The sequence below is a fragment of the Photobacterium sp. NCIMB 13483 genome (assembly GCF_003025475.1).
Classification (GTDB): Bacteria; Pseudomonadota; Gammaproteobacteria; order Enterobacterales; family Vibrionaceae; genus Photobacterium; species Photobacterium piscicola.
The window spans coordinates 122,828-145,349 of record NZ_PYLV01000009.1 but is presented as its reverse complement, the minus strand read 5'-3'; the positions used below and the strand labels follow the sequence as shown (position 1 = coordinate 145,349).

Genomic DNA, 22,522 nt, shown 5'->3' with positions numbered 1-22,522 from the left:
CATGCTAGTCACACTTCCTAGGGTAAACAGTTGGGGGCTTATCTTAACTCAACCGCTGTAAATTACTAAGTAGCGTTTGTGATTGTTGCAAGGATTGGCGATCACCAATCCTTTAACTCAAAAATATTATTCATACTTTGTGGAGTAAGTCTCTTCGTAAGTATGTGAGTACAGCTCAAATAAGTTACCAAAAGGGTCTTCTAAATAAACCATTTGGGAGGTGTTGCTGTCATCCTCTGGGTGGTAACGCATGATATCCATACGTACTTTACCGCCATATTGTTCAGTTCGAGCAATAACGCCATGAAAGTCATCGGTTTGAAGACAGAAATGGAAAATACCAATGCGAGAGAAATCAACCTCATGACGTTGTTGGCGGTCTTTCATTTCAAACAGTTCAAAGCCGATGCCATCTTTAGTTAATAAATGGGCAATATTAAACCCTTTAAAACCTTCACCAAAAACAGCAATACACATACGACCAATGGCTGTTTCACGCTCTTCTGTTACTTTGGTATTACCCATCACAATATCAAGACCCAATGCTTTGGTATAAAACTCAACCGCGGTATCCATATCGCCAACCATGATGCCAACGTGATTCATTTTCATAATTTACCTCAAATATTGATGATTAATTGGTCATTTTCTGTTGCTGGTAATACTAGGCTAAGTCTTAAATAATATAAAATTATCAATTTTTATTAAAATGATAATGTTTGGTTATGGTGACTATTAGTGAGTAATCAAAATCCTGTGTAGTTGATGGCTCACACGGTACAATCTGATGATTATTTCTGGCTGGTAGTGTTATCCCATTATGAAAATTATCCATACCTCTGATTGGCATCTCGGCCATCAATTACATGGCTATAGCCGCGCAACCGAACATCAAGCATTTTTAGATTGGCTTGCTGATACCCTTGAGCAACAACAAGCGGATGCCTTATTAGTGGCAGGGGATATTTTTGATACTGCTAACCCTGCCGCCAGTGCGTGGGAAATGTTATATCGATTCTTAGCGCGATTAGCTAAAACATTGCCTAAATTAGATGTGGTAATGATTGGTGGCAACCATGATTCACCCAGTAAACTCGATGCACCACAAGCGTTATTAAAGGCCTTTGATCTGCATTTAGTCGGTGGTATTCACCGATTAGATAATGGCGAATTAGATTGTGAGCGGATGTTAGTGCCATTAACTAATGCTAACGGTGAACAAGCTGCATGGGTGTTAGCGGTGCCATTTTTACGTAGTGCGGATTTACGCACTGAAAATTTAGCTGAAACAGATGATCGACTGATTAAAGGGGTTGAAGTGTTGTATGCCGAAATGACGGCTGCTGCTCGTGAGCGTAAACAACCTCAGCAAGCGTTAATCGGTATGGGTCATGCGTATATGGCGTCAGGCAAAATATCTGAAATGTCAGAGCGACGGGTATTAGGGGGTAATCAACATGCGTTGCCAGCGACTATTTTTGCCGATGATGTTAGTTATGTTGCCCTTGGTCATTTGCACTTGGCTCAGAAAGTTGCCAAGCAAGAACATGTGCGTTATTGCGGCTCACCGATTCCATTGTCAATGGCTGAGCGTAATTATAGCCATCAAATTGTGATGGTTGAATTAGACGGCACTGACGTTACAAACATTGAGCCAATCACCATTCCTCGAAGTGTTGATATGCTAAAAGTACCAACCAAACCTGCGCCCTTAGATGAAGTATTAGTGGCACTTAAAGCGTTATCAGATGACGAGCTTCCTCGTGAGCAACAACCGTTTTTAGAAGTGCATGTGTTACTTGATAAGCCCCAAGCTTTATTACGTGAAAAAGTGTTACAAGCATTGGAAGGTAAATCGGTTCGATTGGCTAAAATTACCCCGCATTATCAACAAATTGAACAGCAACAAGGTTTGCAGCATCAACGTTTATCCGAAGTGTCACCACAACAAGTATTTTCGCTGAGCTGGAATAAAAAATACGATGGTGAACCTGATGCTGCGATGACAGCCGCTTTTGAAAGTTTATTAGTGCAAGTTGAAGAACAACAATAAGAGAGAATAATAAAATGAAAATACTTGCACTGCGTGGTGAAAATTTAGCAAGTTTACAAACCAAGTTTGAGATTGATTTTGCTGGTGGACGCTTAGGCGAAGCGGGCTTATTTGCTATCACGGGTAAAACAGGCGCGGGTAAATCAACCTTGCTCGATGCGATTTGTTTAGCGTTATACGATCGTATTCCTCGCCTGCAATCTAATAAAAAAAATGATGCTGAAATCGGGCGTGATGATGACGATAACCGCATTAAAGCCAACGATGTGCGCAGTATTTTATCGCGCGGTAAAGCCGAGGGTTTTGCTGAGGTAGATTTTATTGCTAACGATGGTTCGCATTGGCGTACCCATTGGCAAGTGCGTCGTGCTCGTGGTCGTGCTGAAGGTAAAATGCAAGCCGCTGAACAATGGTTAGAGAACATTGAAACTGGGCAACGTTTTGCGGGTAAAAAACAAGAATTACAAGCTGAAATAGAACGTTTAATTGGGTTGAGTTTTGATCAGTTCCGTCGTGCCGTGATGTTACCTCAAGGTGAGTTTGCGGCATTTTTAAAAGCGGGTGCTGATGAACGAGCCACCTTACTTGAACGAATGACGGGCGGTGAAATTTACGGTCGGTTGTCGATGGCGGCTTATAAGCGTTCAGCTGAGGAAAAACAAAAGCTGGTTCAGTTACAAGATAAGCTTGGCGATGTGGCCTTATTAACGGATGAGCAAAAATTGGCATTAAATAGCCAGTTAGAGGTTGTACGTCAGCAAGTTAATACTCAGCAACAACAGCTTGAGCAATTAAAACAGCATCAGGATGTCATGCTAACCGCGGCAAAGTTACAGTTACGGATTACTGACAGTGAGCAACAGTTACAGCAAGCTGAGTACATTCAACAACAAGCAGCACCACGTTATATTGAGTTACAACAATACGAACAAGCTTTGCCTGCCCGTGGTGACTTTACGTTATTAGCACAAGCTAAACAGCAAGTCAGTAAGTGGACGGTAACAGAGCAACAAAGCAGCGCTACTTTAAAAGATAACCACCAACAGCAAGTGCAATTGCAAGCAAGTACTGAGCAATGCCAACAGTTACTGACTCAAAAACAACAGGTGTTTAATGCGCTAGAACCAAAATTAAAGCAAGCAGCCACCATTGAACAACAACATCATGGCTTACAGTTGCAACGCGAGGAGTTACAGCTGCAAGTTTCACAGTTAACCAACGCATTAGCGCTTAACCGTGAGCAATTATTAAAGCAGCAACAGCAACAACAGGCCTCGCAGCAACAGTACCAACAGCTGGTGGTTGAGTTAGAGACAACGCAAGCGGTGAAAGCGTTAGCCGAACAGCATAACGCGATCAAAGATAACGTTAACCAATTTCAGCAAGCACAAACCGATATTGTTCAACTGCAAGCGAATATTAAACAACGTCAAATAACATTAACCACAATCACTCAACAACAAGCTGACTTAGAACAACAGCTATCAGGTTTTGTGGCACAACAGCAACAGTTAACGGTACAAGTTGCAGCGCATGATCTTGCTCAATTAGAACAAATACAAGATCAACAGCGTCAGGATTATGGTGCTTATCAGCAGTGTAATAGCCAATTAAAAGACAGTTTATATGGCTTAGATAAGTGGCATGGACAGCTACAGCAACGTGATAAATTGCAGTTACAACAGCAAGCATTAGCGGTAACGATCACCAATAATCAACACCGTTTAACCGTATTAGCCCCTGAATTATTACAATTAGACGCGCAACATAAAGAAGTTGATCATCAACTGACTCAAAGTCGTGCGGTGATGAACTTAACTGATTATCGTGATCAATTGATTGAGGGCGAAGCATGTCCGTTATGTGGTGCGCTTGAACATCCATATCAGCAACATAATCCGCAAGTTGCCACCATTATTAGTCAGCAACAGCAGCGATTGCAGCAGCTAGCCCAACAATTGCAAGATGTTCATGCCGAGCAGCGTCAACTGACCCAAACCATCACGCAAGATCAACACACCCAAACCGAATTAGCGAAAGAGATTGATGGACTTAATGCGAATATTCAAACATTAGTCAGTCAGCAACAATGTCATTGGTCTGATTTAATGGCGCTTGATCTTGATGCGATAACGTTGGCTGAAATTAGCTTATCCGCCGTCAGTGATGTGGCTCAATTGGCACATTATCAAGCCAATTGGTCACAAGCGCAGGATGATGCGATAGCACAAATGCAGACCATTAAAACCCAAGGCGAGCAGCGTAAAAAACTGATCACCGAGGTTAAACAGCAACAGCAACAGTTGCTGCAATTAGGTCATCAACAAGCTGAGCTCAAAGAAACTTACCATCAGTTGTCGCAACAACAAACGCAAGCGCAAGAACAGCAAAAAGCGTTAGTGTCACAATGTGAAAGCCAACAAAAAGTCTACGAACAAAGACAACAGGCATTGAATGCAATTTACGGAAATGACACGTGGCTAACAGTATTATCTCAGCAAGGTAAAAATAGTTTTATTGCCGAACTTGAGCAACAAATAGCACAATATCAAACCAATGTTAACCAACAACAACAACTTGAAAAACAGTTAGCTGAACGTGCTCCTGTATTGGCTCAGTTAATCAGTGGCGTTGAGCATAACGAGCAGCAGTTACAGACGATGACCAATAAAGATCATCAGTTAACGCAACAACAAACGCTATATTGGCAACAACGGCTTGATCTCATTGGTGAGCAATCGTTAGATGTCATTGAAAATAAAGCCAAAGCTGAGCTTGAATACCAGCAACAACAATTACAACAACAACAAACTCTGCTTAATCAGTTAGCCGAAGCGATGGCGGCAAATGAAGCGCACCATCACCATGCTCAACAGCAATTGGTTGAAGCCAATCAAGCTCAGCAACAGTTACAACAAACATGGGGTAATTGGTTAGAAAAATTAGCCCTGGCTGAACCTGAATTGACCGCGTTATTGAGTAAAGATGATGCATGGTTGCAACAACAACGGGCTGAACTAAAACAGATCGAACAAGTATTATCTGCTAGCCAAACGGTATTAAAAGAGCGTCAGCAAGCAGATGCTGATCATCAGCCGTTGGTCGAATTAGCGACAGGTTGGTTTACTGCTCATGACATCAGCAATGATGCGAGTTCACAACAGCAAACCATGACGGAATGGCTGACTCAAAAACAGCACAGTGATGATCAAGTTTTTCAATTACGTCAGCAATTAGTCCATGCCGAGCAAGCGGAACAACAGGCAGGGGATTTACGCTCTGCGTTAGCGACACAACAGACCCAAACCGAGTTGTGGTTACAAATGAATGAGTTGATCGGCTCAGCAACAGGTAATAAATTTAGAACCTTAGCACAAGGGTTAACCCTACAACAATTGGTGTTAGCAGCGAATGAACATTTGCAAGATTTAGCCCCGCGTTATGCTTTGCAACCCGTTCCTGGTAGCCCATTAGCATTGCAAGTTATCGATCATGATATGGGCGATGAAGTCCGCAGTGTGGAATCGCTTTCTGGTGGCGAAAGTTTCTTAGTGTCGTTGTCGTTAGCGTTGGCATTAGCATCGCTTGCGGCAGATACGCGCCAGCTCGGCTCACTGTTTATTGATGAAGGTTTTGGTACGCTTGATCCTGATAGTTTAGAGATGGCATTAGCCTGCTTAGATGCTCTGCAAGCGGATGGGCGTCAGATTGGCGTGATTTCGCATGTTGGCACTTTAGTAGAGCGGATTGGAATCCAAGTAGCCGTTGAAGCTATTGGTGGTGGACGTAGTCAAATTGTTATTAAAGGGTAATAAGATTGCCATTAATTACATGGCTTTTTTTCTTGCAATATCAACTAATAAGCCTATTTTAAACGGTTATTATTAATTATATTAAAACGCGCTTTATCTGAAAAAGTCACAAAAGTGTCATAATGAACACACATAATGATGCATGTCAGAGAAAACAAACGACTAGGTATATTTTATTATGGCAAGACGGATTCTTGTAGTAGAAGACGAAGCACCGATTCGCGAAATGTTGTGTTTTGTACTAGAGCAAAATGGATATCAAGCAATAGAAGCTGAAGATTACGATAGTGCATTAGAAAAAATGTGTGAGCCGTATCCTGAGTTAATCTTAATGGATTGGATGTTACCTGGAGGCTCTGGCATTAACTTGATCAAACACTTTAAACGTGACGAACTGACACGCCAAATTCCAGTGGTGATGTTAACCGCCCGTGGTGAAGAAGAAGATAAAGTGCGTGGTCTTGAAGTGGGTGCGGATGATTACATTACCAAACCTTTTTCACCTAAAGAGTTAATGGCACGTTTGAAAGCCGTGATGCGTCGTGCTTCACCAACGGCTTTAGATGATGTGATTGATGTGCAAGGATTGAAGCTAGATCCTGTTTCACATCGCGTAACCTCTGTTGATGAACCATTAGATATGGGCCCGACTGAGTTTAAGATGTTGCACTTTTTTATGACTCACCAAGAACGTGTTTATAGCCGCGAGCAGTTGTTGAACAATGTGTGGGGCACCAATGTTTATGTTGAAGATCGTACCGTTGATGTCCATATTCGTCGCTTACGCAAAGCGCTTGAAAATGGTGGTCACGATAAAATGATCCAAACCGTACGTGGAGCGGGATACCGTTTTTCGACACGCATGTAAATATTCCATTGTGCTTACCCGCCGTGGCAAACTCGTTACCTTCATTATTATCATGCGCCTGTGATAGCAATGAAGGTTGTGTTGGTTTTATCGAATAGAAAAATAGCGTAACGGAACCACTGTGCTACTCCGTTACAGCTAGGAGTAAACATGTGGAAAGATTGACATGGAAAAAGTTGGTTGGGGAGCTGATATTATTTTATCTTCCTTGGCTTATACTTGGTGTTATTTTTGGCTATCTACCGTGGTTTTTATTGATCGCGAGTTGGATCCAACTTGGATGGCATTTTCATAACCAACTTAAAATGTCGAATTGGTTATGGAAAGATCGTAGCTTAACGCCGCCTTCAGGCTCTGGCAGTTGGGAACCGCTGTTTAACGGTATTTACCGCTTACAACAGCGTAACCGTCGCCGTCGCAAAGAACTGACTACCTTAATTCGTCGTTTCCGTAATGGTGCCGAATCATTGCCCGATGCAGTGGTGGTGTTTCGTAGCGAAGGTAATATTGTCTGGTGCAACAAATTAGCCCAACAATTATTAGGTTTGCGCTGGCCTGATGATAGCGGTCAACCTATCAGTAATTTGTTACGCAGCCCCGATTTTGTACGCTACCTTTCTCGTCAAGCTTTTGATACCCCATTAGAAATAACCTCACCGATGAACTATGACCGTACTCTAGAATTACGGATCATGCGCTACACCGAGGGCGAATATCTGATGGCAGTGCGCGATGTGTCACAGTTAAAACAACTGGAAGGCATGCGCCGTAATTTCTTTGCCAATGTGTCCCATGAACTACGCACCCCAATGACTGTCTTGCAAGGGTATCTTGAAATGGCACAAGATCCTGAAATGCTAATGGGACCAATGTGGGATCGCGCTCATGGCGTGATGACCGAACAATTAGCGCGTATGAATGCGCTGGTTGAGCAGTTATTAACGTTATCTAAAATTGAAGCTGCACCGACGATTGAACTAGAAGAAATGGTCGATGTGCCTGCAATGCTTGATATTTTAGAAAAAGAAGCCATGTCACTCAGTAGTAATAAAGATCAGTCATTTACCTTTGAGGTTGATAACAGCTTAAAAGTCTTTGGCGATAATGATCAACTCCGCAGTGCTATTTCAAACTTAGTTTATAACGCGGTTAAACATACTCCGAATGATGCTGCTATTCATGTGCGTTGGTATCGCTCACCAACAGGACCTCGATTAGAAGTAACGGACAGTGGTGAGGGTATTGCTGCACAACATATTCATCGATTAACTGAACGTTTTTATCGAGTTGATAAAGCCCGCTCACGTGAAACTGGCGGCAGTGGTTTAGGGCTCGCTATTGTTAAGCACGCATTAAGCCATCATGATGCACATCTAGAAATTGAAAGTGAAGTTGATAAGGGCAGTACCTTCTCATTTACGCTGCCAAGTCGATTAGTGGCTGACACCAGATTGCCACATGCCATCACCAATGATCATTCTTAAAGGGTAAGGATACCTAATGTTATTGTCGCCACTCACTAAAATGGTTACGACCACACTCAGCGCCGTTACATTGTGGAGCGTAGTAGCATTAGCCCCCGTTATGGCTGCAACGACCTCTACCGTTGAGGTTGATACTCAGTTACAGCCTTATCATAAAGTCAGTGGCATTTCGGGTAATTTATCATCGGTAGGATCAGATACGTTAGCCAATTTAATGACCTATTGGACCGAGGCTTTTAAGCGTCAATATCCGAACGTTAATATTCAAATTCAAACATCAGGTTCATCAACAGCCCCGACTGCGCTGGTGGAAGCAACGGCACAGTTAGGGCCAATGAGCCGTGAAATGAAGACCAAAGAAATTGAAGCGTTTGAAAAAGAATATGGTTATAAACCAACAGCAATTAAAGTAGCAGTAGATGCATTAGCAGTATTTGTGCATGAAGATAACCCGCTTAAAGGCATTAATTTCGAGCAGTTAGATGCAATATACTCACGAACTTTACGTTGTGGCGCATTAGTACCTATTACTCAATGGGGACAACTAGGCTTACCTAATAGTTGGCAACAACGGGATATTCAATTATTTGGTCGTAATTCTGTATCTGGCACCTATGGTGACTTTAAAAAGCGTGCTTTATGTCGTGGCGATTTTCGTAATAACGTTAATGAACAACCGGGCTCAGCTTCGGTAGTGCAGGCTGTTTCAACCTCGCTTAATGCCATCGGCTATTCAGGCATTGGCTATAAAACTACGGGCATTCGCGCTATTCCAGTTGCTCGTGAAGGCTCTGATTATGTTGAGGCAACAGTAGAGAACTCAATTAACGGTAATTACCCGTTATCACGTTATTTATATTTATATATCAATAAACATCCCAACAAAGCTCTAGCACCGATGGAGCAAGAATTCTTACGGTTTATTTTATCCAGTGACGGTCAGAATATAGTGCAAAAAGACGGTTATATTCCATTACCTGTTGCGATTGTGAATGAAAATATGGTGAAGTTGGGGCTAAAAGATTGAAGCTAGCGTTAAGATTGTTGCGGCGCGTTAATATTACATTAACGTGTGTAGACCGCCAATAAATGCTCTAAAGCTCTGTGGTTGCTATTTATGCAGTAACGTAAAACACCCTGAATAAAGAAATTTACTCAGGGTGTTTTTCTTTTCTACTATTTTGATAGCTCTGCTGCGGTATCAACAAAGATACCTTGCATATCTTTTGCTTCACGCTCAGTTTGTCCGCCATGTTTTAGAAATGTAGATATAATCGTCGCCGTTTTTTCTTCTTTTGCACGTTCTAAAAAGTAGCGTAACTCTAGCTCTGCGCCAGCGGTTTCGTCTGTAATTGAGGCTGCGATGATTTCTTTGTACATCACGATATCACGAACGTCTAAACCGCTGATTACGCCCAATGTCATTTCTAAAAAGGTATCCATTTCTGCTTTAGGTACAAACTGAGTGATGATGTTTAGTTTCTCAGCTTGTTGTGCAGTGAAGTCGTTACCTAATAATAGCGCTTGTAATGCTTTGTTTTTGCCCATTCTTCTTGCGTATTGAACCGCACCTTGGCCGCCAGTTGGAATATTGACGTGAATTTCTGGTTGAGCAAATGCTGCATTTTCAGTGGCATAAGCAAGATCACATGCCATTACAAATTCGTCACCGCCGCCACGAGCTACGCCATCAACCACGGCAACAGAGACTTGTTTCATCGCTTTGATGTTCATTATCATGTGATTGAACTCAATAGAAGCTGCTTGTCCACCTTGAGTACCGTTAATCACATTAAGATCAAGGTGTGCTAAAAAGAACGTTTCGTGCAGTGATTTAAATACAACCACTTTTGTATCTCGGTCGTCTTTTAAGGAAAGTACAAACGCATTAATTTCGTTAATTAGATCAATAGTTAATACATTCACTGGTGGATTGTTGATGGTTACTGTTGCGATACCACCTTGGCTAGTAATTGATAGTGTTTTCATAATAATTTCCTCTAAATAGCCTACTAGGCTCGCTAAATACGGTAACGTTAAATGACTTCCTTTTCGTCATTGAGTTAACTATAAGCAATCCATTAGATGAGAAAAACACCGTTATGAGCACAAGATTGATGCTAATATTGCACCAATGGCTTGTTTTTTTATTCTCATAAGGTTTATATGGATTTTTCTGAACGTTTATTATTATTGCTTGAAGTGACAGAACAGGGCTCTTTTACTAATGTGGCAGAGCAGAAAAATATAGATCGCTCTGTAATATCAAAACAGATAAGCCGTTTAGAAAAGGAGCTGGGAGTTCGATTACTTAATCGTACTACGCGTTCGTTATCGTTAACCGCCGTTGGTAGTGAAATGGTAAATCAAGCGCGGCAATTGCGAGAACTATTAGAAAATACTCATCGCTTAACTCAAAATTATCGTTCAGAACCCAAAGGAACATTGAAGATCACCAGTTCTATGATGTTTGGTCGCCAATATGTACAAGATGCGATTTCTATTTTTCAGCATCAATATCCTGATGTGAAGTGTGAACTTAGATTAGAAGATAGAATGGTTGATATAGTGCAAGAAGGTTTTGATATTGGGTTTCGAATTGGTAAGGCTAAAAACTCCAGCTTGATATCAAGAAAGATTGCTCGAAGTCGTTTATTAATTGTCGCTTCTGCTGATTTTATTAAACAACATGGAAAAATAGAGACAATTAAAAGATTAGAAACGTTACCCGCAACCATTTATTCGGCACCGGGATTATTAATTGATAAATTTAGCTATCTTGATGAAAATAAAAACGAACATCAATTTAAGCTTAATGCTATTTATAAAGTTAATGATGTAGAAATGATGGTCAAAAGTGTATTAGCAGGAAATACATTGGCGGTTGTTTCTGCGCAAATGCTTAATGATGAGATCATTGAAGGCAAACTAGTTCCTATCATGACTCATTTAAATATTGATGATTATGGAACAGTTTATGCGGTGTACCCTCATCGAGATGCGCCTATTAAAACGAAGCTCTTTATCGAGATTCTAAAGTCAGTTGTTGGCGAAGATGTGCCTATTTGGGAGCAGAATATTCCTGATTTTGATGTCTTGTATGGCCATTAGAGCTTATGTTTATTCGCGCGGGTTGTATCTATACATAAATAGGCCCCAACAAAAAAGCCTTAGTACCGATGGAGCCAGAATTTTCACGGTTTATTTTATTCAGTGATAGGCAGAATATTGTCCAAATTCGATTACCTGTCGCGATTGTGAATGAAAATCTGGTATAAGTTGGAGCTGAAAGAATGAGGTTGGTGTTAAGGCTACTGAGGTAGCCTTAACATCAAATCTATTTATGTGTACTCAACATGATCGCTATTCATTTAGAACGAACAGAATAGCTGGTGTTTTAATGTTTTTTTCTAAGTGAAAACAGAGATAAACCCACGTTGTGATGTTACCTAATTCACAAATCACTACTTCAACTATTTCTTTGCTGTGTTGTTATGGCTTTGTTTTTGTAATGCTATTTGATCACTAATCAATTTAAATTCTTCAGCTAGATCGTCATAATTTTTTTTGATTTCTGGGTCTTGTAATGCTTTTTTTTTATACTGTTCAAAACTAACAAATTGACGTTTCAATATAAAACCCTCATTAACTAAATAGTACCTTTCATTCATTTTTAAATGTCATCATGGAAAATTATAATGGTGACATGGAGCTAAATGTCACCATTTTGTCTATTCTTAATCATCAAAAATACCGCCTCAACTTGGGCGATATTTAACATCAAATCTATTTATGCGCACTATATTTAATTGTTTAAAACGCTTTATTTTTATTAAGTCGCATTGCCGTTATATATCTTAAAAATGCTCTACCTTTTTTTGTTATTATGTACTGATCATCACCAAATTCAAGCAATTCCCATATATGAAAAAAATTAAGGTAATCAGATAGATTGGACTCAGAAAATGATTGAGGATTACTTTTTTTACACTCCTCAAAGAAAGGAAGAATATCGGTGGTTTTTGCTGCTCCTGATTCTTGAGAAGATAAAAATTCAAGCAATCTAATTTGTGTGCCAAATATGTTGTAATAGATTTTTTCAAAGGCTCCGTTTAATTGCTCTTGAGCTAAGTTTTTAACAAGAATATCAATTTTCTCTTGATCACTTGGAATCTGAGCTAGTGAGCCTTGTAATCTATTTTCTACTTCTTCGCGAAAACCTGAAGGATCACTCGGAATAAAATGTTTCAAATCCTGTTGAACTGGTAAGTTCGGTTTGGCGGTTTGTTGCTCACTAAAAACAAGCTCAGCATCTTTGTACTTTGCTGACTTTAATCCTCCACTGAATATATTTTTTATTTTATCCCTGAGAAGAAATACACATATAAGAACTACTGTAGGCCAAGCTAAATTACCAGCCATTTCTACGTAAAATTGATTATCATTCATTTATACTGAACTCTTAAATAAACCATCTAATTTGATTAAAACGTTGTAACATCAAAAAATGCATTAGTGACAAACTTTAGCGATATTGCCTCTAATTAACTTAATGTACCTAATGCGGTCAGCCATTTGTTCTTATTTGTTAGGAACGTTTTTTCAAAGCTATGTTTAATTGTCTCAGCACATCTTGTGATTCTTTAACCATTTTTTCACTAACTTCAAGCTCAGCTCCATGTACTAATGAATTGCGTAATGATGTTAAATTTTTCGCTCTTTTACACAAGTCATTATCAATTACCGCATCCCTTAATAAAAAATCCAAAGCTCTCGAAACCGACATTCGATTTTGTGTATTTAAAGAAGCCCTAGAATATAAATTATAGCGGTCACAGTAACTAGAAAGTATCACTTCCATTTGATTAAAACTACTAAGAAAATCTTCCAAACTCCCTATTACAGCAGATTTAGTTGAGTCAAGCTCTTCCTTAATCTGCTGGCTCATCATCTCAATTTTTCTCGGTTCAATAACCTGAAAAATGAAGTACACGATGATACCTAAACTAGTAAAGTACGCTGACTGAGAAATATTGAGTAAAGCAACAAAAGCAAAGTTATTACTATTATAACCCTCCATTGCAATTACTAGATTTGATAACCCTAAAGTCAAGAACGTACAGAAAGTAACAACACCTAATAAGTGAAAATATCGTTTTTTTAGCCGCTTAATAGCATCTGAAAGTGAGCTATCTTCAAACTGCTCACGACTTAGTTCATTTCGGAAAAATATAAAACCGGATAATGTAAGACCATAAATACCAGCTAACACCTGTGCTGATGTTGAATAAATGTAAAGAATCTGATTCTCATTAAGTTTAAATATAGGGTCATTGATAGCAACTAGTAACGCCCCCAATGACAAAATAGAAAAACTGATTGCTACAAACCAAATAACATTTTTGATACCCAAAAAACTACCTCATTGTACTAATTAAAATTATTCAAAAGTCCCTAGCACCATATTAATATACATTTTGACTTTTACATGAAAGAACAAAAAAATAACCTATTTAACCTTAGAAATAGTACGTTCTAAACGATTAATTAAAAATGTTCGTAAGTACCATAATAAATATCAGAGTTGTTCAAAAATATAAATATATTACGTCAACATATAACCCCTACCAATACATTACTCGTATTTTATGACCCTTAATTCATCTTTATCTTTTGAGTTGTTTTTTTTGTCAAAACGCCCTATTTAACAGTATGCATCTAATTCGCACCACGCGGTTACTCTTCGTATTAAACTGAGCTGATAAGCCTCGTTTTAATACGTTGAAACTGTCAATACAAGTAAAAGTACAACATGATTATTTTGTTAACTATGTTATTAAATTTAAAAATAGAGCAGTCACTCATATTTTATTTCAAACTCACGAAAATTATTATTTAGCTAGCAAATCCGGCCTTAATTTGTCGCCACTCGCCACTCGCCACTCGCCACTCGCCACTCGCCACTCGCCACTCGCCACTCGCCACTCGCCACTCGCCACTTAATTTTCCTCAATACTCAATTTCCAGCCTGCCTTATGCCAATATTGTTGCTCGGTTGCCAGATCGGCGGCGAGGAGAGTATTGGTTGCGAGCCAATCTTTTGGCAACATTAATTGCCAATGTTCGTTATTGGCGGTAACGGTTATTGGTGGCAGTGGAACCGAACTGCGTTGACCATTTAGGGTGACAGCTAATCGTAAGGCACGAATTAACGGGTATAGCTGTTTACGCTTATAGATTGTTAATGGTGGCAGTTCATCAAGTTTAAGTCGTTTTCGTTGGCAGCGGGCTAAGGTGGCGAGCAAAGTTTGTTGATCGACATTAAATCCAGGCATGGTGCTAAAACGTAATAAATACGCGGAGTGACGATGAAAACCGGGGTAACTAATACTGAGACCTACTTCATGCAATAATGCCCCCCATGCTAACAACGTGGTTAAGGTTGGTTGTTGATCTGTCAGTGGTAACGTTAGTTGGTTATAAAGAGCAAGGGCGGTATTTTTTACGCGCTTAGCTTGAGGCTTATCGATATTATATTGTTCAGCCATTGCGGTTGCGGTTCGACTGCGTATGTCACTATGACGGAAACGTTGTTCCATTTCATACAATACGCCTTCGCGTAAAGCCCCTGCGGAAAAGTGCATTTTATCGATATTAAAGGCTGAAAAAATAGCACTTACAATCGCTACGCCAGCAGCAAAAACAGGTTTTCGGTCGTCATTTAAGCCGCTTAATACTAATTGGTGTTGGTGCTTACAGGCGATGATTGTTGTAATAAGTTGGTGTAAGCGCGGTTGGGTTATTATTCCGTCATGATGGCCTTGCGCTATCAATACCTCTTGAATCGCTTTAATCGTACCGGATGCTCCGATGACTTTTTGCCAGCCAATATGTTGATATTGATTAATTATTGTTTCTAATTTTTGGTGAACAGCTAATTGTGCCTGGGCAAAATTAACGCTATCGAGCTTACCATTTGCAAAAAAGGTTTGATTATAGCTTACACAACCTATGTGCTTACTATGCACAATATCGGTTTCAAATCCTGATCCAATGATGAATTCAGTGCTGCCGCCACCAATATCAATCACTAATTTTTTACCATGATCAGGCTGAGTATGGGTTACGCCTAAATAAATTAACCGCGCTTCTTCTGCCCCTGCAATAATTTCAATTGGAAACGGCATTATCGCTTCAGCTCGACGAATGAAAATATCAGCGTTACGTGCTTGGCGTAGCGTATACGTCGCTGCAACTCGAACATTTTGTGGTGCAAACCCTTGTAGTCGTTCAGCAAACATTGCTAAACAGGCTAAACCTCGTTCAATGGCGGCTTGGCTGAGGTTATATTGATTATCAAGCCCTGATGCTAAATGTACCCGCTGTTTATAACGACTCACAATTTGTAAGCTGTGACCAACAACGCGCGCAATCACAAGATGAAAACTGTTAGAGCCAAGATCAAGTGCCGCTATGTGTCGCGGTGGCATTGGTGGTTGTGGAGCAGGGGGGTGATTATGGTTTGGCATGGTATTTTAGCTCCTTACGTGCGCGTTGTTGATGTTGATCTTCACTACGTTTTAAATAGTGATAAATAGCGGTTTGAGCGCGTATTTTTTGCTTCTTGCCACGACTGACATAACGGTTGCTCATTGATTGATCAAGGATACGTGCTTTGACATTATCAGCCAGTTGTAGATTAGTGATATCAATAATACGTTGCTTAAGTACAGGCGCCAGAACGGGACAACCGACCTCAATGCGGCGATCAATATTACGGTACATCCAATCAGCAGAAGAAATAAACACCTTAGGATCGTCATTATTAGTAAAGATATACACTCGTGAATGTTCGAGAAAACGATCAACAATACTGATAACGGTAATATTGTCACTGATGCCTTTTATGCCAGCGATCAAGCGACACATGCCTCGAATAATTAATCGAATTTTCACACCTTGTTGACTGGCGTAATAAAGTTTATCGACCAATCCCTTATCGATTAAATTATTCAGTTTAAGGGTGATGCCAGCAGGACGGTGTTGTTGAGCGTTATCAATCTCATTTGTTATTAATTGGTATAACCGTGTGCGTGTATCTGTTGGTGATATGAGCAAGTAATTAAAGTGAACTTGCTTGGTTGGATTTGCAATGTAATCAAATAATTGCCGAACTTCAGCGGTAATTTTTAAATGTACGGTAAACAATGAAAAATCGGTATAACACGTGGCGGTTTTTTCGTTAAAGTTACCCGTACCAATATGAGCATAATCTACGGATTGATGTTGTTCCTGCCGAGTAATGAGACACAGTTTTGAATGAATTTTGACATTGGCAACCCCAAATAAGACCGTGATCCCTGCGGCGGTTAACTGTTGCGCCCAGTGAATATTGGCTTGTTCATCAAAACGGGCCTGTAGCTCAACCACCACCGTGACTTGTTTACCATTGTTCGCGGCATTAATGAGGCTATCGATAATAATAGATTGTTTGGCTACGCGATAAATACTGATGCGAATATGGCTAACGGTAGGATCGAATGCGGCTTGTTGTACAAAATCAGTGACATGCTCAAAGCTGTGATAAGGGTAATACAACAGAATGTCTTGATGTTTTATGGCATCGAAAACAGTTTTAGCATGACGAAACGGGTAACTATTGATGGTGGGTAATGGCGCATAGCTAAGGTATTTATTACCAATAATCGGAAAAGCACTTAAATCGTTAAAATGCTGAGAACACTCTGCGGCCATCACTGTATCGTAGTCGGAGAGATTAAGATTGCGATAAAAAAAGTGCTGCATTGCTGCTGGCATTGTCGGTTGATAGGTAAACCGAAGTGGGGGTGCCGTTAAACGTTGGGTGAGCCCTTGTGCTAGTTGTTGTAATAAATTATCACCACTGTTTTGCTGCAATTGATAGTCAGCATCTCGTGTTATTTTTATCGTATAAACACTCAATTGAACCGTTGAGGGAAGATCATTAAAAATGTCTCGAATATGGTGACGAATGATATTTTCGATAACCATAAGATGATGAGTACTATTATGCGATGGTAGTTGTACAAAGTGTGGTAATTGAGCCGTTGGCATTTCAATAAGCGCATATTTGATATCATGATGATGCTTTACCATTACCGCTAGGTATGAGCCGTGAGGGTGTATATATTGATCGATTTCAAAGGTGTCTGTCAGGGGGGTGACTATGATATGTGGCAAAATATGCTGACGAAAATAAGCCAATAGCCATTGCTGATGTTCAGGCGTGAGTTGCTGTTCATTATTAAGATAAATACCACACTGCGCCATCTCACAAATCAATGCAGCATAGATTTTCTCAAACGCTTGTTGGGCTTGTTGTGTCTGGTGCTGGATTTGGTTTAGCAATGAATGTGCGGCGTTATCTTGATTATTTCCACGTAATAACTGACGTTTAACTTTAGCTACACGGACTTTGTAAAACTCATCAAGATTATTGGTATAGATACCAAGAAAGCGAACCCGTTCTAGTAGTGGCACTGATTTATCCGCCGCTTCTTGAAGGACTCGCTGATTAAAGGCGAGCCAACTGCATTCTTTTTCAAGATAAATCTGATTGATGGCCATTTGAGGTTAATATCCTTATTACTTTAGCGCCAACAATATCAAATGACATGGTAAAACATCATGATTCGCGTTACATTGCTTTAATGTACGCCATCTGATTGATTTAGCTAAGTGTTTCAATATCGATAGTTAAATCATCGGCGAGTTGTTCGAGTTGCTGTTGAATCATGGCCGCACTAATTTCATGCGGTGTTTGTAATTGAAATTCAGCAATAAAAATAGGATACCCCCAATTAGGGGCGCTTTGAGTCTCGGTTTTTAATTTGGCAATATTAACGCCAAGTTGAGTTAAATGGCGAGTGACTTGTTTGACGATACCACGACGATCATTGCCCGTTACCGTGAGTTGCTGGGCAACATAAGTGGTCACGGTTTGAGTATGATCTTCTACGATGTGAATGTGTAATGCTTCAATGTCGGCTAATGCTTGACGGAGTGAGAACAGATGTTCATCCGCAACGTCTATTTGTACTATTCCCGCAAACTGCCCGCCAAGTTGGCTAAGTGAACTACTTAACCAATTCGCATGGTTGAAGTAAATGGTATCAGAGAGTTGTTCTACAAGTCCGGGCTTATCTTTACCAATAATGGTCACAATCAGTTGTTTCATTACGTCAGTCCTTGTCGTTATAACATGATGGTGGTGATTATTTGATGGTGGTGATTATTTGATGGTGGTTTTTTAAGCATGGCTGTAAAACGAGGTTTAGCCAACTCAAATCATCGTTACCAGGGGCGTTGTCATAAATCTGTCATTAAATAGCAATACACTTTTGAGCGTATAAATAGGTTAGAGGTCATAATGGCAAACGCCAGCACATTACTAAGGAAAGAAAATCGTTTTCGTCGAGGTAAAGATAAATTAACTCGCGTTGGCGTTACAGCGGGTGGTATTTTTGTGCTGATCACCTTGATGCTGATTTTCTTTTATTTGTTGTATGTGATTGTGCCTATTTTCTCATCTGTTGCTGTTAATCCTAAACAGCACTTATCATTACCAGTAACCAGCAAAACAGCGTTGTTAGGGGTGGATGATAGTAATAACATTGCTTATCGCTTTAGTCGCGATGGCAAGGTTATTTTTGTTGATCTTCAGTCATCAACGCAACAAGCACAGGTGCTAAAACAGCAGACTATTATCAATAATCCAACTGCATACGGTCTAAGTTTGCCTCGTGACGGTATGGTGGCTTATGGTACGGCACAAGGGCAGGTTAAGATTGTTAAACCTGAATTTTCGCTTACGTTTGCAGCGGCGAATAAGCACTTACAACCCAGCATTGAATATCCTTTTGGTCAAACGCCATTAGCGCTAGCTCCCGCAGGAGAGGCCATTACTCAATTAGCCATTTCTGGGCGTGATGATCGTACTATCGTAGTCGGAAAAACGGCGACCAACCACCTTTATGGATTGAGTTTATTGCTGCCTGAAAATGTGGTGCAGCGGGCAAATGGATGGCAACAGCAGCGGTTTGAGATCACTAATACTCCCGCTAAAATTGATGATTTTCAATTAACCCCAGATGGTAAAACATTGTATGTGCTGAGTGGGTCAAATTTATATTTATATAAGTTAACCGCTAACACGGCTTTTCTGCGTAAAATTGAAAATATTGTTACAGGTAACAGTAAGCCAGTATCGATTACCCTGTTGTCTGGCGCAAATTCATTATTGATCACCAATTCTGATAATACGATTTCGCAATGGTTTGAAGTGGTGAAGCAAGGGCAGCGTCAGTTAATCAGTGTTAGAACTTTTCATTTCTCTGCCAGTCCATTAGTTAAAATAGTGCCGGAATATTACCGTAAAGGCTTTTTTGCGATTCAGAAAGATGGCACGACATCGGCTTATTACACTGCTGAACGCAAAGTCATATACAAAGATAAAGTCTTCACGAAGGTTCCAACAGATATTGCCATTTCTCCCAAAGCGAATTTATTAGTAACACTCGATAATGGGCAATGGCAGAGCTACCAAGTTAAAAATGCGCATCCTGATATTGGGTTATCATCGTTATTACAAAAAGTATGGTATGAGGGCTATGCTGAGCCTGATTATGTATGGCAATCCACTTCTGCTAGTGATGAATTTGAGCCGAAATTAAGCTTAGTGCCTATAGTGTTTGGTACGCTAAAAGCGGCGGTTTATTCGATGTTTTTTGCGATTCCATTAGCATTAGCTGGCGCGATTTATACCGCTTACTTTATGTCAAATAAAGTCAGAAGAGTGATCAAACCGACAGTTGAATTGATGGAAGCATTACCTACTGTTATTTTGGGATTTTTAGCAGGGGTATGGTTAGCGCCTATTGTTGAACAATATCTGGCGGGAATAGCACTAGGAATCGTATTTTTACCGTTAGCCATTATTGTGGTTGGGTGGAGTTGGTCAATGCTGCCTGGGCAATGGCGCTCACGTATTCCTAATGGTTTCCATATCGCTTTGTTAATTCCGGTTATTGTGGCGGTAACTTATGGTTGTTTTGGTTTAAGTCCGTGGATTGAAACGCAGTTTTTTAATGGTGATTTACAAGGCTATTTAAACAACCATTTAGGGATTGGTTATGATCAGCGTAATGCGCTTATTGTCGGTATTGCAATGGGATTTGCCGTCATTCCGACGATTTTTACTATTGCAGAAGATGCTATTTTCTCGGTGCCTGCGCATTTAACTAAAGGCTCACTAGCTTTAGGGGCAACCCAATGGCAGACCTTAACCAAAGTGGTGTTACTCACTGCCAGCCCCGGTATTTTTTCTGCGATCATGATGGGACTTGGACGTGCAGTTGGTGAAACCATGATTGTATTAATGGCGACGGGCAACACCCCTGTTATGGATTGGAACTTACTGCAAGGGTTACGTACTTTAGCTGCGACCATCGCTATTGAAATGCCCGAATCAGAAGTGGGTAGCTCGCATTATCGAGTGTTATTCCTTGCCGCCTTTGTGCTGTTTGTATTTACCTTTGTCTTTAATACGATTGCTGAAGTTGTTCGTCAACGACTACGTGCAAAATACAGTTCGTTATAATAAGTGATACAGCAATGATTAAATGGTTTAAATCTGGTTCACCATGGATTTGGTTAACCGCGGGTGCCGTCAGCTTGAGCTTGGTTGCTGTACTTGGTTTATTGTTATTGATTGGCTATAAAGGCTTGAGCTATTTTTGGCCGGCCCCTGTGTATCAGTTTGATGTTAATCTCAATGGCAAACCGCAAGTCGTTATTGGTGAACTTTATCAACGTACTATGGTGCCGGTAGATCAACTTGCCGATGCTGGGGTTGACGTTAGTCAATTTACTAAAGACAGTGTGCCACGGTATTTAATTAAAACCAGGAATCGCGGTCAGGGTGCACTTGATTTCTTAACTGTATTAAGTACTCAAATCATTCATCAACAAATCGCCAATAATATTGCGGTGGTTGATCGTGAAAGTAATGGTAAGTTTTATGGTTATCCCGTCAGTGTGATTGAAGGCGGTGAACCTCAACCGTTATCTCAACTTTCGGTAGCGTTAGCACAAGCCAATAAAGTCCGTTCGGAATTACGCTCATTACAAAACAATGAAATTGCCAATATTAACTGGAATTTAGAACGGTTACGTATTGAAAAACGCCGTTTAGAATTACGCGGTAAACTCACGGTGGCGGATGGGCAGCGAATTGATCGTGAGCAAGCGAATTACAATACGATTTACAAAAATATTGAGAATCGATTATTTGCATTACAGGGGCAATTAGATCACGACGCGTTAGTGTTACGTGATCAAAGTGGCGCTAATGTCACTATTCCGATGATGCAAGTGCTGGATATGTGGCAACCCAATAATTTGTCATGGCTTGAAAAAGTACAGCATTGGGGCCATCAAGTTTATAAGTTTTTAGCCGAAGCACCACGAGAGGCCAATACTGAAGGTGGCGTTTTCCCTGCCATTTTTGGTACGGTGTTTATGGTGCTATTAATGAGTATCATGGTGACGCCACTAGGCGTGCTTGCGGCGGTATATTTACATGAATATGCCAGTAATAATCGGTTTACTAATTTAATTCGCATTGCAGTGATCAATCTCGCGGGCGTACCCTCAATTGTGTATGGTGTGTTTGGATTAGGCTTCTTTGTGTATATGGTTGGCGGCACTATTGATGATGTGTTCTTCTCTGCGCAATTGCCGACTCCAACTTTTGGCACGCCGGGTATTTTATGGTCAGCATTAACACTTGCTATCATGACCTTACCAGTAGTGATTGTGTCAACTGAAGAAGGGTTAGCCCGTATTCCTAGCTCGGTACGTAATGGCTCATTGGCGCTAGGGGCAACACAGGCTGAAACCTTATGGCGCATTGTATTGCCAATGGCGAGCCCTGCAATCATGACTGGATTGATTCTTGCTGTTGCTCGGGCGGCAGGAGAAGTTGCACCATTAATGCTGGTGGGGGTGGTGAAAATGGCACCGACATTGCCGCTAGATATGCATTTCCCATATGTTCACTTAGATAGAAAATTCATGCACTTAGGTTATCATGTGTATGATGTTGCTTTTCAAAGCCCTAATGTTGAAGCTGCGCGCCCATTAGTGTACGCAACCTCGTTTCTATTAGTCACCGTTATTATCAGTTTAAACTTAACGGCTATTGCGATTCGTAATCACCTTCGGGAAAAATTCCGCGCTTTAGAGCAATAACCCTAAGTATCAATAA

Annotated in this window: 16 protein-coding genes; 8 read left to right on the top strand and 8 right to left on the bottom strand. The window is 40.4% G+C overall.

The features are described 5' to 3' along the window. Window positions 1-126: 126 nt before the first annotated feature. On the bottom strand, window positions 127-612 hold the full coding sequence (locus tag C9I86_RS09685; RefSeq protein WP_080158946.1) for a VOC family protein: 486 nt from the start codon (window positions 610-612) through the stop codon (window positions 127-129). A gap of 208 nt (window positions 613-820) precedes the next feature. Between C9I86_RS09685 and C9I86_RS09680 the strand changes: the two genes are divergently transcribed. From C9I86_RS09680 to C9I86_RS09660, 5 genes are all read left to right on the top strand, one after another. Continuing rightward, window positions 821-2,053 (top strand): exonuclease SbcCD subunit D C-terminal domain-containing protein, encoded by a 1,233-nt coding sequence (locus tag C9I86_RS09680; protein WP_107276228.1) that lies wholly within the window; start codon window positions 821-823, stop codon window positions 2,051-2,053. A 14-nt stretch (window positions 2,054-2,067) separates the two neighbouring features. Next, on the top strand, window positions 2,068-5,865 hold the full coding sequence (locus C9I86_RS09675) for an AAA family ATPase (protein WP_107276227.1): 3,798 nt from the start codon (window positions 2,068-2,070) through the stop codon (window positions 5,863-5,865). Window positions 5,866-6,043: 178 nt separating this feature from the next. Beyond that, complete coding sequence (gene phoB, locus C9I86_RS09670; protein ID WP_065192588.1) at window positions 6,044-6,733, top strand: phosphate regulon transcriptional regulator PhoB; 690 nt, start codon at window positions 6,044-6,046, stop codon at window positions 6,731-6,733. A 152-nt stretch (window positions 6,734-6,885) separates the two neighbouring features. Continuing rightward, entirely contained in the window at window positions 6,886-8,217 is a 1,332-nt protein-coding gene (phoR, locus tag C9I86_RS09665; protein ID WP_080158943.1) for a phosphate regulon sensor histidine kinase PhoR, read from the top strand. Window positions 8,218-8,257: 40 nt separating this feature from the next. Further along, window positions 8,258-9,244 (top strand): PstS family phosphate ABC transporter substrate-binding protein, encoded by a 987-nt coding sequence (locus C9I86_RS09660; RefSeq protein WP_107276243.1) that lies wholly within the window; start codon window positions 8,258-8,260, stop codon window positions 9,242-9,244. A 149-nt stretch (window positions 9,245-9,393) separates the two neighbouring features. Here the strand turns inward: C9I86_RS09660 and C9I86_RS09655 are convergent, their stop codons facing one another. Then, window positions 9,394-10,206: an enoyl-CoA hydratase/isomerase family protein gene (locus C9I86_RS09655; protein ID WP_080158941.1), complete on the bottom strand. Its 813-nt coding sequence runs from the start codon at window positions 10,204-10,206 to the stop codon at window positions 9,394-9,396. Window positions 10,207-10,383: 177 nt separating this feature from the next. Between C9I86_RS09655 and C9I86_RS09650 the strand changes: the two genes are divergently transcribed. Beyond that, window positions 10,384-11,328, top strand: a complete 945-nt coding sequence (locus tag C9I86_RS09650; protein ID WP_107276226.1) for a LysR family transcriptional regulator — start codon at window positions 10,384-10,386, stop codon at window positions 11,326-11,328. Between the two features lie 362 nt (window positions 11,329-11,690). On the opposite strand, the gene C9I86_RS20055 is transcribed toward C9I86_RS09650, so the two are convergent. The 6 genes from C9I86_RS20055 to C9I86_RS09625 form a co-directional block, all read right to left on the bottom strand. Further along, window positions 11,691-11,849: a hypothetical protein gene (locus C9I86_RS20055; RefSeq protein ID WP_158258934.1), complete on the bottom strand. Its 159-nt coding sequence runs from the start codon at window positions 11,847-11,849 to the stop codon at window positions 11,691-11,693. Between the two features lie 181 nt (window positions 11,850-12,030). Further along, complete coding sequence (locus C9I86_RS09645) at window positions 12,031-12,666, bottom strand: hypothetical protein (RefSeq protein ID WP_107276225.1); 636 nt, start codon at window positions 12,664-12,666, stop codon at window positions 12,031-12,033. A gap of 139 nt (window positions 12,667-12,805) precedes the next feature. Further along, window positions 12,806-13,630, bottom strand: a complete 825-nt coding sequence (locus C9I86_RS09640; RefSeq protein WP_107276224.1) for a hypothetical protein — start codon at window positions 13,628-13,630, stop codon at window positions 12,806-12,808. 586 nt (window positions 13,631-14,216) lie between these two features. Next, window positions 14,217-15,746 (bottom strand): exopolyphosphatase, encoded by a 1,530-nt coding sequence (gene ppx, locus C9I86_RS09635; protein ID WP_241956875.1) that lies wholly within the window; start codon window positions 15,744-15,746, stop codon window positions 14,217-14,219. Continuing rightward, complete coding sequence (gene ppk1, locus C9I86_RS09630; RefSeq protein WP_107276223.1) at window positions 15,733-17,823, bottom strand: polyphosphate kinase 1; 2,091 nt, start codon at window positions 17,821-17,823, stop codon at window positions 15,733-15,735. Before ppk1 ends, ppx begins: the two co-directional genes overlap by 14 nt. Window positions 17,824-17,926: 103 nt before the next feature. Next, window positions 17,927-18,433 carry a glycine cleavage system protein R gene (locus tag C9I86_RS09625; RefSeq protein WP_080158934.1) on the bottom strand — a complete coding sequence of 169 codons (507 nt, stop codon included), beginning with the start codon at window positions 18,431-18,433 and terminating at the stop codon, window positions 17,927-17,929. A gap of 192 nt (window positions 18,434-18,625) precedes the next feature. On the opposite strand from C9I86_RS09625, the gene C9I86_RS09620 reads away from it, so the two are divergent. Next, window positions 18,626-20,854 carry an ABC transporter permease subunit gene (locus tag C9I86_RS09620; protein ID WP_107276222.1) on the top strand — a complete coding sequence of 743 codons (2,229 nt, stop codon included), beginning with the start codon at window positions 18,626-18,628 and terminating at the stop codon, window positions 20,852-20,854. 14 nt (window positions 20,855-20,868) lie between these two features. Next, window positions 20,869-22,506 (top strand): phosphate ABC transporter permease PstA, encoded by a 1,638-nt coding sequence (gene pstA / locus C9I86_RS09615; RefSeq protein ID WP_107276221.1) that lies wholly within the window; start codon window positions 20,869-20,871, stop codon window positions 22,504-22,506. The last annotated feature ends 16 nt before the right edge of the window (window positions 22,507-22,522 follow it).